We start from the raw sequence: 12,197 nt of genomic DNA on the forward strand, positions 1-12,197 counted from the left end.
AAGACAATGGTGCAACACCGTTATCATGCTCTATTTTCCCTCAAATTGTTGGACTGCAAATAAACTAGCTAGAAATTACCCGCCAATCTACTTGCCGCCCCACGTTGTTCGCAGAAATCAAGCCAGAACTTGCACTCTGGTGGCTGTTTCTCATCATCTTTCTACGTTTCGAATGCCACTGCGGTGCTCAACTTGCGTGTTAAACCTATTAAAGATACAGTCCGCCATCGACCGTGAGGGTCTGCCCGGTGATGTATCCCGCCGCATCGGAAGCCAGGAAAGCGACTACCGGCGCAATGTCCTCGGGCGTACCGAGCCGCCCGAGCGGAGCCGACTTCACCACGTTCTCCCGCATCTCGGCGCTCAAATCCTGGGTCATCTCGGTCTCAATGAAACCGGGAGCGACCGCGTTGCACGTGATCCCGCGGCTTCCAAGCTCGCGCGCGACGCTCATCGTCAAACCGATCAGTCCGGCCTTGCTCGCTGCGTAATTCGCCTGACCTGCACCTCCGTGCAGCCCAATCACGCTCGCGACGTTCACGATGCGACCCCAACGCGCTTTCATCATGGCGCGGCTTGCGGCACGGATCGTCTGGAATGCCCCGAAGAGGTTGACCTCCAGCACCCGCTGCCAATCCTCGTCCTTCATGCGAAGCAGCAACGTGTCGCGCGTGATACCAGCATTGTTCACGAGCACGAGAGGATCTCCAAGCGTCTTGGCCACATCCGCAAAGAGCTGTTCTACTTGGTCCGGCTGCGACACGTCCGCGGCGAACGCATGTGCTTTGCCACCGTTCTGCAAAATGAGGTCAGCCGTAGGTTGCGAGTTCTTGAGCGTCGTCGCAACGCATGCCACCTGTGCCCCGTTCCGGGACAGTTGGAGGGCGATCTCGCGACCGATGCCGCGGCTTGCGCCCGTTACCAGAGCTAACTTTCCTTCCAGACTCATCTCTTCACCCCACGCGACGAGATTGATTCGGCGGCCGCATCCCGAGTCGCACCATCCACCACCACAGCACCGTCCGAGTCGCGGCTGATCCGCTTAAGCAGCGACGTCAGCACTTCCCCGCTCCCGCACTCCACGAAGAGCGAAACGCCTTCAGAGACCATCCGCTCGACGCTGCGCTGCCAAAGGACTTGGCTCTTCAGTTGCCGGGTGAGCAGGTCCGGCCACTGGCTCGAATCGCTGTTGGGGGCGGCGGTGACGTTGCAGACGACTGGGGTGCGCATCGGTTGAAGGCTCACCGTCTTGAACGTCTCGGCGAGCGCCGCCGCGCTCTCTTCCATGAGCGGACTGTGGAACGCGCCGCTGACATTGAGAGGGAGTACCCGCTTCGCGCCTCGTTCGCTGGCGAGCGCACTGGCTCGGCTGACCGCGTCGAGGTCGCCGGAAATCACCAATTGTCCAGGACTGTTCTGGTTGGCGATGACAACGACTTCCGTGTCGTTCGAAGACTCTTCGCAGACGGTTGCCAGATCGGCGTCGGACATTCCGATCACCGCCGCCATGCCGCCTGTACGCACTGCTCCGCTCGCCGCCATGAGATCGCCGCGGCGTTGGACCAACCGAGCGCCATCTTCGACTGAGAGCGCGCCCGAAGCGACGACCGCCGCGTACTCGCCCACGCTGTGACCGGCGAAGAAGCTGATCGCCCGCGCATCGATACGTTCGAGAAGCGCTGCCCAGGCCGCGACACTGCACGTGTAAAGCGCGATCTGAGTGTTTTGGGTGAGCCGCAATTGGTCTTCGTCCGACTCAAAGCAGAGCTTGGCCATGTCGCGACCCGTGGATTCGGAAACCCGCTCGAAGATGCGGGCTGCCGCGCTGGAGGCTTCGAACAGCTCTTTGCCCATGCCCGATCTCTGCGAGCCTTGGCCTGGAAATGTGATCGCTACCATTGCGGGAAGTTGTACCCCCGAATCTAGCGGGGCCCGCATAAGATACAATCGGGATCGGGGACAGAGTCCCGTCTAAGGCAGGAAACAACGTTGCGCGTACCTTTTCTCGATATTCCCGCTCAGCACAACGAGGTGGCGAGCGAAACGGAATCTGCGGTCCTCGACATTCTCCGCACCGGCGCATACGTCGTCGGCACGCACAATCGCGAACTCGAAAATGAGATCGCCACGTTACACGGGTGCGAGTACGGCATCGCGCTGAACAGCGGCACCGACGCCCTCCGTATCGCCATGCAAGCGGCCGACATTGGCCCCGGCGACGAGGTGATCACCACCGCGTTTACATTTGTAGCGACAATCGAGGCGATCCTACAAGTAGGTGCACGACCGGTGTTCGTGGATATCGATCCGGTCAGTTTCCAGATGGATCCCGCATTGATCCAATCAGCGATCTCGGATCGGACCAAGGCCCTGTGCCCGGTCCACCTGTTCGGCCAGATGTGCGATATGTCGGTGATCAAGCCGCTCGCCGATCAGCACGGTTTGCTCGTCATCGAGGATGCAGCGCAAGCGATTCTTTCGCACCACCACGGCACCTATGCGGGCAACTTCGGGATCGCGGCAGGATTCAGCTTCTACGTAACCAAGAACCTCGGCGCGGCGGGGGATGGCGGACTGGTCCTCACCAACTCCGAGGAGATGAACCAGCGCTGCCGATCCCTGCGCATCCACGGTATGGGCAAGGAGCGGTACTACTACGACTCCATCGGCTACACCAGCCGTATGGCCGAGATCCAGGCAGCGGTGCTGCGGCACAAACTGACCCGACTGGAGGCATGGACCGCGCGACGCCAAGAGATCGCGGCAAAGTACAACGCCGCCTTCGAAGACAGTTCCGTCGTCGCGCCTAAGACCTTGGAAGGAAACAACCACACCTGGCACCAGTACACCTTGCGTTCAACCAAGCGCGACCAGTTGCAGGCGCACTTGAAGGGACTGGAGATCGACTCGATGATTTACTATCCGGTCCCGCTGCACTTCCATGAGCCGTACAAGTTCCTTGGATACGGCCTCGGCGACCTGCCCGAGACCGAGTGCGCCGCGCTGGAAGTCCTGAGCCTGCCCATCCATCAGCACCTGACCGAAGCGCAGATCGATCACGTCATCGCTTCGGTACTGAAGTTCAGCTAACAAAACGGGAGCAAGTGTCTACCTATCCTGTGCTATTCTCTTCCTTATGGCGCAGGATAAAATCGTGGTCGTCGGGGCCCGAGAGAATAACCTCAAGAACATCACGGTGGAAATCCCGCGCGACAAGCTCGTGGTCATTACCGGCCTGAGCGGCAGCGGCAAGTCCAGCCTGGCTTTCGATACCATTTATGCCGAGGGCCAGCGCCGGTACGTCGAGAGTCTGAGTGCGTACGCGCGCCAGTTCTTGGGCCAGATGGATAAGCCCGATGTGGACCACGTGGATGGACTCTCGCCCGCCATCTCGATCGACCAAAAGAGCGCGAGCAAGAACCCACGATCCACCGTCGGCACCGTGACCGAGATCTACGACTACTTGCGCATCCTCTTCGCGCGCGTCGGAATCCCCCACTGCCCCAATGACGGGACGGCCATCGAGCGGCAATCCACCGACCAGATCACCGAGGCCACGCTTTCTCTGCCCGAGGGCACACGGCTGCAGGTCCTTGCTCCGCTCGTCCGCGGCCGGAAAGGCGAGTACAAGTCGGTCATTCAGGACGCCCAGCGTGCCGGCTACGTTCGAGTCCGGGTCGACGGCCAAAGCTACGAAGTCACCGACGACATCCCGATGGACCGGTACAAGCAGCACACGATTGAGGTCGTCGTGGACCGACTGGTGATGAAAGAGGGGATCGACCGCCGTCTGACCGACTCGATCGAGGCCGCACTGAAGATGGCCAAGGGACTCGTCTGCCTCAGCTACCAGTTTTCGGATCCTGTCCCCGACGTCATCCGTAAGACGGCCGTGCCGGGCCCAGACGGATGGTTTGACGAACTGTTCTCCGAGGCGTACGCGTGCGCGCTGTGCGGTTTCAGCATGCCTGCGATGGAGCCGCGCATGTTCTCGTTCAACTCGCCGTACGGCGCATGCCCTGACTGCACGGGCCTAGGCACCAAGACCGAGTTCGACCCAATGCTGATCGCGCCGGACATGAACAAGATCGTACGGGATGGAGCGATCGCACCGTTCGTGTACAAGTCGGGCGAGACCAAAGACTGGTGGCCCGATGTGCTGGACGCAGTCGGCAAAACGGTCGGTTTTGACGCCCGCGCACGACTGCGCGACCTAGAACCGGCGCATCTCGACGCCATCTGGAACGGTCTCCCCGACCCGATTAGGGTCACGATGCGCTACGGCTCGCGCGAGCGCACCTTCAACTACACATGGGATGGCGTGCTGGCGGTCCTCCGAAAGCGGTTTGACCAGACCGAGAGTGAGTGGGTCAAGAACGACTTGTCGCAGTACATGAGCACCAAGCCGTGTCCGACCTGCCATGGCAAGCGCCTGAAGCCCGAAGTCCTCGCAGTACGCGTCGCCGAGAACGACATGAGCCAGGTGACGACCATGTCCGTGGACGATGCCGTGGAGTTCTTCGAGGGTCTCGCGGGCAAGCTGAACGAGCGTCAGTTGGTCATCGCCGAGCGTGCGGTGAAGGAGATCGGCAAGCGACTGCGCTTCCTCAAGGATGTTGGCCTCGGCTACCTCACGCTGGATCGCAACGCCCGGACCCTCGCGGGCGGCGAAGCCCAGCGGATTCGGCTCGCGACGCAGATCGGCAGCGGACTGATGGGATGTCTTTACATCTTGGACGAGCCGAGCATCGGTCTCCACCAGCGCGACAATCGGAGACTGATCGACACCTTGGTGCGGCTGCGGGACCTTGGAAACACCGTGCTCGTCGTCGAGCACGACGAAGACACGATGCTCGCCGCCGACTGGCTCATCGACATGGGTCCCGGCGCAGGCGAACATGGCGGCTACGTGGTGAACCAAGGACCAGTAGACGAGTTCCTCAAGCACGATTCACCAACCGCGCGGTACCTGTCCGGCAGCGATCGCATCGAAGTTCCCTCGGACCGACGTAAGCCTCGCACGCCCGATCCACTCACACTCCCTAAGGTTGTCGCTGCGATGGTCGCCGAGGGAGGGAGCGACTACGAGCCGAGCGCGTCAGCAACAACCCGCAAACCGAGAGCCACCAAGCGCGTCAAGAAATGACGGTGTAAGGTCGCCCTGGAACGTCTCGAACGCCTCACCGGTGACCACGGGCGCGGACTGCCACGAATCGGCAGAGACGAGCAGCGTCCCGCCCGGGTTCTCGACCGTCACTTCGCCGCCCTGCCCATTGATCCGCATCCAATGGATCGCGGACGCCACCGAGCCCGTGCCGCACCCAAGAGTCTCGCCTGCTCCGCGCTCCCAGATCCTGAGCTTGAGGTGCGCAGGCGCGATCTCTTGTGCCCACATGATCGACGTCCTCTCAGGAAACAGTGGGTGATGCTCCAACTCAGGCGAAACCCGTGCAAAGTCGGCATCGCTCAGCGGCGTGGCAATTGGGATGACCAGATGGGCCGTTCCCGTTGAAATCGCGGATGCCACCCAGACCTTTCCCGCCGCCTCGATCTCGCCCAGGAACAGTTCTCGGTCCGAGAGGATGGGCACCTGGTGCGGATCGAACGAAGCTGGTTCGAGAGTGGTCGCGATACGGCCATCGGGTAGCAGCTCGACCGACACCTCGCGCCCGAAGTGCTCGATCGGGAACCGATCCTGTACCCACCCCTGACTCCTCGCGAGAGCCGCCGCGCAGCGTATCCCGTTGCCGCAGAAGTCTTCGCTCCCATCCGGGTTGAACATGCGCAGGAACAGCCCGTTGTCCCGCTGCTCCAGAACAAGCAGACCATCGGAACCGATCCCGTAGTTCCGATCGCACGTCGCAGTGCACAGAGTTTCAATCGCGACCCCACGCGTCTGCAGCCGAACCACCGCGTCCGCCATCACGAGTACGAAGTCGTTCCCGACGGATTGGTACTTCCAGAAGTGCACGGATCTCATCGTAGGGGCTCGAGAGAATAGGTAGCTTGCTCGTGGGTCTCGCGGAACCACAGTCCGCTGGGACAGACCATGGGGAACCACCATGCGCTCGGTCGCCAAGCCGCGCGCTGCAGTCCCCAGGAGATGATGATCGCTTGTCGGGCCAATTTTAGTTTTTTGAGCTCCGCTTCAAGTTCAATGTTTCGCCGTTGCGCATGGATTTCCAGGACCCGATCGCTGCCCACGATCGTCTCTTGAGCCGCACGGAGTTGCCGCCACTCGTCGAGATGTGCCTTTGCTTCGGTGGCGGCAGCTTCGATTTGTGTTTGAAGCTCGGCACGGTGCGCAAGGTCGGCTTCCGACGGAGTTTTCTCAAAGATGGCCGTGCGCCAGTGCCGTCCTTTCTCGTGTTCCAGCGCGTTCCGGCGTGCACGGGCAGCCCGAACCAGACCCATCACACGCTGCCGTTCGGTTCGCAATTGCTGCACTTCTAAGCTCATCGCTTCGAACTCCGCATGGAGTCGCGCGTATTCGTCGCTCAGGAATCGCCAACTTCCCAGGCCGCGTTGCGCGAGCCAGCGGATGAACTGCACCGGGCTACGCAGCGTCGGGAGTTCTTCCACGAGTGCACGTTGCTCCGCCGCAACATCCCGCCATCGCGCAGCAAAGCTCGGCGCGCACATTTCGTCGCCGCCGAACGCCTGCTGCATCGGCTGGGGCACCCGAAACCAGGCACTGCAGACGTGGAGCGCATCCCAAGGTTCCAGCCGAACGCGCAGAATCGGGTGGAGCGGCTTCTCGGGGGGCTCGGGGTACAGCCGCTTATGCAGTTCCCGCGAGTGGCGGACGTACATGCTGGCCCCCTCATGGAAGACAAACACAAACTCGCGGGCGAGCATCCCGATGAGGGTGATCGCCTTACCCACCAGCGCGCAGTCCGCACCAAACTTCCCTTCGATCGCCTGGGCGAGTTCGCGGGCACAGGTCACCGGACGTTTGAGCGTGATGAAGAGCGGTTCGGGCGTCATGATGACGACCGCTTTGGGAGCAATTCGCACGGTACCACGACCGCGGCCAGGCACGATCAGATCGAAGGGGATCGCCCATGAGCCGAACCGATCCAGCGGGTACACCTCGGTACCCGCGACCGTCTCGTTGTACGCTCTAACTGCCTCGCCGCGGGTTACGGGATTGAGAAATTGCTCAAGTAGCAAGAACCGATCTTGCTGCGCGGTCAAGGTGTTGAACTTCAGCAGCTTCGTTGTGGTCGTCGTTTCGATGGGGCCGGTGTCGCCCGATGAAAAGCGGTAGAGCGACGGCAGCAGGTTCTCGTAGTAGCTGCTGAGCGATTGATCCGTGCTCGTCGCAGCGTGCAGGACCAGATCGTTCAGTGCGTCGGCCGCGCCGACGGCTTTTGCCTGGGACGAACCGGCGAGCTGGTCGACCGTCGCCCCGAGCGCCCATGCCAAAGTCCGCTGGATCTCGGGCAGGACAGCCTTCAGAGGCGTTTCCGCGACGACGTGCGTTTCTTGGTCTACCGCTGCGATCCCCCGCCAGCCCCACGCTTCGGTGGCGGTGTCGAGAATTCCGGGACGCGCGTTCTGCAAGCGGTGCAGGCGAATACCCGCCGCGGTCAGGGCGTCGCGTGTGATGACCGTCTCCGAGCCGAACAGTTGAGCGAACTCGGCGGCGGCGCTCCAAAGCGACTGGGTGGTGGTGTCATTGTGCGGGAGAGCGTGGTAACCCGGCTCGCCGATCTTCCCTGGCAGCTTGGCGAAATAGTCCGCGTCGTGAATCCCGGCGACAAAGCGACGTTCGTGGCCAAGCTCGCGCGCTCGGGCGGCGACGCCAGCCTTGACCGGCTCATCCCAGAAGATGGTCTGCCCAAGCGCAAGGAACGGCGCATCGGGCGCAAGACGATCCAGCGCCTCTAAGATATCTTGCTGACTGGTACAAGGCACATCGAGCGAAGACACAATGAAACATTCTACGGCAAACTACGCTCGTAGCGTTCGACTCGGGTTGATGCTTCGCCGGATGCACCCCTAGCGGGTACCATCGGGCCGGTCCAGAGCCACTCTGAGAACGCCTATGTCGATGAACGTAACCGAGATCATGAAGCATCTGCCGCATCGCTACCCGATGCTGCTCGTCGACCGAATCGTCGAATTCGAACCGGGCAAACGGTGCGTCGGTTTGAAGAATGTGACGATGAATGAGGCGTTCTTCCAGGGCCACTACCCAGGCTTGCCCATCATGCCGGGCGTGCTCATCATCGAAGCGATTGCCCAGGCAGGCGCAGTGATTCTGCTCTCCGAAGAGAGGTTCGCGGGGCTGGTCCCCGTCATCGGCGCAATCGATGCCGTCAAGTTTCGGCGACCGGTGGTACCGGGCGACCAGTTGTTGAGCGAAGTCGAGCTGATGTGGTTCAAGAGTGGCGTCGGTCGCATCAAAGGGACCGCGCGGGTGGATGGTGAAGTCGCCGCGTCCATCGAGTTGACTTTCAAACTGTCCAGGGGGCAGGGACTCTAAAGTGACTGAAGTTCACCCGACTGCCGTCGTTGAACCCGGAGCTGAGCTAGGATCCGGAGTCAAGGTCGGACCGTTTTGCCACGTTGAAGCCGGGGCAGTGCTGGGTGACGGGTGCAAGCTGGAGTCGTATGCGACGGTGCGGAATGGCACCACTATGGGTGCGCGCAATACGGTTTGCCAAGGCGCGGTCATCGGAGGCGATCCCCAGGACCGAAAGTACAGCGGCGAGCCGACTTTCCTGCGCATCGGCGAGGACAATACGTTCCGCGAGTACGTCACGATCCACCGCGCCACGGGCGAGGGGAATTCCACCGTCGTCGGGAGCCGATGCTTCCTCATGGCGTTTGTCCATTTGGGCCACAACTGTCATCTGATGGACGACATCACCATCGCGAACAACGTCGGATTGGCGGGCCACGTCACGGTCGAGAGTCTGTCCAGCATCATGGGCATGACCGGTGTGCACCAGTTCGCCCGAGTGGGGCGCGCCGCCTTCGTGGCGGGCATGAGCCGGATTGTGAAGGACTGTCCGCCGTTCATGATCTCGGGCGGCATGGATCAACAAGTTTACGATATCAACGCGATTGGCCTTCGACGGCTGGGCATTGGCCAAGAGACCCGCCTCGCGCTGCACAAAGTCTGCAAGCTCATGTTTAAGAGCCAGCTTTCGTTCCGGCACGCGCTCGAGGTTGTCCTCCGAGAAGTCAACCAGCTTCCGGAAGTCGAGGAGCTGGTCAAGTTCGCCGAGCGCTCTGCCGCAGGTAAGAACGGTCGCCAAGACCAGCCATGAGGCTGCTGATCTCCGCGGGCGAGGCGAGCGGAGACGCTTACGCCGCTGCGCTGGTACAGGGTCTTCACTCCTCCAACGCGCCCTTCGAATCGATCACTGGTATCGGCGGGCGAAAGCTCGCGGCAACGGGCGTGCCGTTGCTGGCAGACTCTTCGGACTGGGGGGCCATTGGCATCCTGGAAGCAGTGAGAGTCGGACCGCGCGTTTACAAGCAGTCGCGTCCGATGGTCCGCGCGCTGAGCCAGGGGCCTCCGGGCCTTTTCATCCCCATCGACTTTGGCTACCTAAACGTGAGTCTCGCACGGTCCGCAAAGGCGCTTGGCTGGAAGGTCCTGTACTTCGCTCCCCCGGGGAGCTGGCGACGGGGCAAACAAGGCAAGCATCTGCCCGAGATCACCGACGCGATCGTAACTCAGTTCTCTTGGTCAGCCCAGCTCCTCAAGGATGCGGGCGCAAACGCGCACTGGTTCGGCCACCCGCTGAAAGAAATGCTCGCCGAGATCGTTTCTCCCGAGGCACGCACGGGCATCGCCATTCTCCCCGGCAGCCGGACCCACGAGGTCAAGTACAACCTGCAGGCGATCATTCCCGCCATCGCAGGTCTTCCCGGTCCGTTCCGCGTGGCCGTCGCGGCCTCCATTGATGCGGGCGCGCTCAGGGCCAAGTGGGAATCGATGGGTGGCCCGACCGAGGTCCACTGGGAGACTCAGGGGGCGGCACGTGCCCTCGCGTCGTCTCGGGTCGCCGTCGTTTGCAGCGGCACCGCAACTTTGGAAGCGGCGCTCGTGGCGTGCCCCAGCGTCGTGGTCTACCGAGGATCGCGCCTGATGGAGATGGAGTATCGGCTGCGCAAACCCAAGTTTGAGTTCATCGCGCTGCCGAACTTACTGATGCAGCGTGAGGTCGTTCCGGAGTTGCTGCAGCACCAGGCGTCCCCTGCCCGGATTCGCCACGAGCTCGACTCACTCCTCCGCAATCCCGAAAAGCAGCTTGCGGCCTTCGCGGAGCTCAACGAGGTGCTCGGTCCGACCGAGGGAATCTCGGGAGCGGTGAAGCTCGCCATCGACATGGCGCAGTCGGCATAAAAAATCCCGCATCAGACCGGAGTCTCAAGCGGGACTTGGTTCGCGCGGCGCGCGGGGTTAAGCCTGATCGGCGTAGACGCTGATGCGACGCTTGTTGTCCGGACCTTCGAACTTCACGATGCCATCGACAAGCGCGAAGAGCGTGAAGTCGTTGCCTCGGCCACAGTTTGCGCCAGGGTGGAACTGGGTGCCACGCTGACGAACTAGGATGGTTCCAGCCTTCACGACCTGTCCTGCATAGCGCTTCACACCGAGCCGCTTGGAATTCGAATCGCGACCATTGCGCGAGGAGCCTTGACCTTTTTTATGTGCCATGAGTCGTTACTTGCCTCCCACCACTTCGAGCACGCGCAGGGTCGTCTGCGGCTGGCGATGACCCCATCGCTTGCGCTCGTTCTTCTTGGGTTTGTAGTTGAAGCCGTTGATCTTCGGGCCTTTGGCTTGGCGGACGATCTCAGCCGTCACCTTGGCACCGGTCACAAACGGGGAGCCGAGTTTGACCTTCGCGCCGTCGCAGACCATCACGACCGAATCCAGGTCGATCTTCGTTCCTGGCTCGCCTTCGATCTTCTCAACGATGATCAGCTCGCTCTTCTCAGCCTTGTATTGCTTTCCGCCCGTCTTAACAATTGCGTACATGGTTCCAAAAATTCCCGTCGGGATTGTCGAGTCAGACAAGCGTCCGAGTCGCAATTCGAAAGTATGACACAGACTCGCGGGCGGCTGCAAGCGATTCGAGCGGCTTTCCGCCTTGAACTGTGCTACCATCCATCCAGAGGAAAGCTTGCAAAGGATGGCAAAACGACTTCTCGCCGTAGTATTTCTCGCGTCCGCCGTGGGCGTGGGTCTCTATTTCAGCTCTGCCCCCCGCGTGCAGCGTCACAAGCAGGCCGAATCAGCCAGGGCCGCCGACGCATCCATGCGTCAATCGCAAGCCGAAGCGGCCCGACTCTCTGAGGACCGCGCGCGGCTGCAAAGTCCCGCAGGCCGTGAAGAGGCGGCCCGAACGCGCGGCTATCTCAAGCCCGGAGAGAAGCGTCTCGATTCACGGTGACATCCGTCGCTCTCGGTCGTCCAACTCTCGACCATGACGCTCGCCACACTCGTTTGTCTTGCCGCGCTCGCCCCTCCTCGCGAGCAAGTGACACTCGTCTTTAAGCCCGCACTCAACGACAAAGCGACCTACGAACGAACGATGGCGTTCAAATCGACCGACGGCACCGAGACGTACGAGCGGGTCGATCGAGTGTCGACCCGAATCTCCCAGCGTGACTCGAAGGGTCGCTTCGGAGTCGAAACAAGCTACACGCTTCTGAAGGAGTCGATCGACGGCGAACAGTTGGACGTTCCGACCAACATGAAGCCCGGCGTGACCCGCGAAACCCGCACACCCCAAGGGGCCCTCGCCATCCGAAGCGTCGTCGCGACCGATAACCCGCTAGACGTCTTCTATGCCGCGCTCGCGACACCCGCGCTGAACCAGGTACCAGTCGGAATCGGCGACACATGGACCCATGCGTACAACCTGTTCAGTGACGAAGACCTCCCGGTGTTCCAGGGGACGTTCCAGTTGATCAAACTGCTACCCGTCGAGAAACCCACGCAAGCCGTCTTGCGCGCGTCCTTTGCCGACTCTTCACCCAAGCCGCTGACCGCCGAGGGCACGATCACCGTACGCCTGGACGACGGCGCGCTGGTCGGTCTCGATCTCCAGCTCCCCCGCGCGTACATCCCCGGCGGGGACGCGACCACTTACCAACTGCACCTTACCTGGAACCTAATTGCCCGAAACCCCGCAACAAAACCGAAGCCCGTCGTGCGAGAATAGGGA

General features: G+C 61.6%; 13 protein-coding genes. 7 read left to right on the top strand and 6 right to left on the bottom strand.

Annotation, left to right across the window (positions count from 1 at the left end):
* Positions 1–208: 208 nt before the first annotated feature.
* Both fabG and fabD read right to left on the bottom strand, forming a co-directional pair.
* On the bottom strand, positions 209–949 hold the full coding sequence (gene fabG / locus JNM85_00940) for a 3-oxoacyl-[acyl-carrier-protein] reductase (protein MBL8086616.1): 741 nt from the start codon (positions 947–949) through the stop codon (positions 209–211).
* Positions 946–1,899: an ACP S-malonyltransferase gene (gene fabD, locus JNM85_00945; protein ID MBL8086617.1), complete on the bottom strand. Its 954-nt coding sequence runs from the start codon at positions 1,897–1,899 to the stop codon at positions 946–948. Before fabD ends, fabG begins: the two co-directional genes overlap by 4 nt.
* Positions 1,900–1,989: 90 nt before the next feature.
* On the opposite strand from fabD, the gene JNM85_00950 reads away from it, so the two are divergent.
* Both JNM85_00950 and uvrA read left to right on the top strand, forming a co-directional pair.
* The gene (locus tag JNM85_00950) at positions 1,990–3,090 is read left to right on the top strand and encodes a DegT/DnrJ/EryC1/StrS family aminotransferase (protein ID MBL8086618.1); all 1,101 of its coding nucleotides are present in this window, start codon (positions 1,990–1,992) and stop codon (positions 3,088–3,090) included.
* A 46-nt stretch (positions 3,091–3,136) separates the two neighbouring features.
* Positions 3,137–5,146 carry an excinuclease ABC subunit UvrA gene (gene uvrA, locus JNM85_00955; protein ID MBL8086619.1) on the top strand — a complete coding sequence of 670 codons (2,010 nt, stop codon included), beginning with the start codon at positions 3,137–3,139 and terminating at the stop codon, positions 5,144–5,146.
* Here the strand turns inward: uvrA and dapF are convergent.
* Both dapF and JNM85_00965 read right to left on the bottom strand, forming a co-directional pair.
* Positions 5,099–5,980, bottom strand: coding sequence for a diaminopimelate epimerase (dapF, locus tag JNM85_00960; GenBank protein ID MBL8086620.1), 882 nt, complete (start codon positions 5,978–5,980; stop codon positions 5,099–5,101). The two genes, uvrA and dapF, sit on opposite strands and share 48 nt — an antisense overlap.
* Positions 5,977–7,935, bottom strand: coding sequence for a hypothetical protein (locus tag JNM85_00965; protein ID MBL8086621.1), 1,959 nt, complete (start codon positions 7,933–7,935; stop codon positions 5,977–5,979). Before JNM85_00965 ends, dapF begins: the two co-directional genes overlap by 4 nt.
* Before the next feature lie 115 nt (positions 7,936–8,050).
* Here JNM85_00965 and fabZ point away from each other — a divergent pair, with 115 nt between their 5' ends.
* From fabZ to JNM85_00980, 3 genes are read left to right on the top strand one after another with little or no spacing between them, the layout of a single operon-like run.
* A complete protein-coding gene (fabZ, locus tag JNM85_00970) occupies positions 8,051–8,491 on the top strand; it encodes a 3-hydroxyacyl-ACP dehydratase FabZ (GenBank protein MBL8086622.1) in 441 nt (146 codons plus the stop codon).
* 1 nt (position 8,492) lies between these two features.
* A complete protein-coding gene (lpxA, locus tag JNM85_00975) occupies positions 8,493–9,281 on the top strand; it encodes an acyl-ACP--UDP-N-acetylglucosamine O-acyltransferase (GenBank protein MBL8086623.1) in 789 nt (262 codons plus the stop codon).
* A complete protein-coding gene (locus JNM85_00980) occupies positions 9,278–10,366 on the top strand; it encodes a hypothetical protein (GenBank protein ID MBL8086624.1) in 1,089 nt (362 codons plus the stop codon). The genes lpxA and JNM85_00980 overlap by 4 nt, the downstream gene beginning before the upstream one ends.
* Positions 10,367–10,423: 57 nt before the next feature.
* On the opposite strand, the gene rpmA is transcribed toward JNM85_00980, so the two are convergent.
* Both rpmA and rplU read right to left on the bottom strand, forming a co-directional pair.
* Positions 10,424–10,681 carry a 50S ribosomal protein L27 gene (gene rpmA, locus JNM85_00985; protein MBL8086625.1) on the bottom strand — a complete coding sequence of 86 codons (258 nt, stop codon included), beginning with the start codon at positions 10,679–10,681 and terminating at the stop codon, positions 10,424–10,426.
* A gap of 6 nt (positions 10,682–10,687) precedes the next feature.
* Positions 10,688–11,005 (bottom strand): 50S ribosomal protein L21, encoded by a 318-nt coding sequence (gene rplU / locus JNM85_00990; protein MBL8086626.1) that lies wholly within the window; start codon positions 11,003–11,005, stop codon positions 10,688–10,690.
* Between the two features lie 154 nt (positions 11,006–11,159).
* On the opposite strand from rplU, the gene JNM85_00995 reads away from it, so the two are divergent.
* Positions 11,160–11,420, top strand: coding sequence for a hypothetical protein (locus JNM85_00995; protein MBL8086627.1), 261 nt, complete (start codon positions 11,160–11,162; stop codon positions 11,418–11,420).
* Positions 11,421–11,453: 33 nt separating this feature from the next.
* A complete protein-coding gene (locus JNM85_01000; protein MBL8086628.1) occupies positions 11,454–12,194 on the top strand; it encodes a hypothetical protein in 741 nt (246 codons plus the stop codon).
* Positions 12,195–12,197 lie beyond the last annotated feature (3 nt).

It is taken from the genome of Chthonomonas sp., assembly GCA_016788115.1.
Taxonomy (GTDB): domain Bacteria; phylum Armatimonadota; class Fimbriimonadia; order Fimbriimonadales; family Fimbriimonadaceae; genus UBA2391.

Coding starts and splice junctions, on each gene's coding strand:
- dapF (MBL8086620.1), bottom strand. CDS start 5,980: ATGAGATCCGTGCACTTCTGGAAGTACCAATCCGTCGGGAACGACTTC.
- rpmA (MBL8086625.1), bottom strand. CDS start 10,681: ATGGCACATAAAAAAGGTCAAGGCTCCTCGCGCAATGGTCGCGATTCG.
- fabG (MBL8086616.1), bottom strand. CDS start 949: ATGAGTCTGGAAGGAAAGTTAGCTCTGGTAACGGGCGCAAGCCGCGGC.
- fabZ (MBL8086622.1), top strand. CDS start 8,051: ATGTCGATGAACGTAACCGAGATCATGAAGCATCTGCCGCATCGCTAC.
- JNM85_00995 (MBL8086627.1), top strand. CDS start 11,160: ATGGCAAAACGACTTCTCGCCGTAGTATTTCTCGCGTCCGCCGTGGGC.
- uvrA (MBL8086619.1), top strand. CDS start 3,137: ATGGCGCAGGATAAAATCGTGGTCGTCGGGGCCCGAGAGAATAACCTC.
- JNM85_01000 (MBL8086628.1), top strand. CDS start 11,454: ATGACGCTCGCCACACTCGTTTGTCTTGCCGCGCTCGCCCCTCCTCGC.
- rplU (MBL8086626.1), bottom strand. CDS start 11,005: ATGTACGCAATTGTTAAGACGGGCGGAAAGCAATACAAGGCTGAGAAG.
- fabD (MBL8086617.1), bottom strand. CDS start 1,899: ATGGTAGCGATCACATTTCCAGGCCAAGGCTCGCAGAGATCGGGCATG.
- JNM85_00980 (MBL8086624.1), top strand. CDS start 9,278: ATGAGGCTGCTGATCTCCGCGGGCGAGGCGAGCGGAGACGCTTACGCC.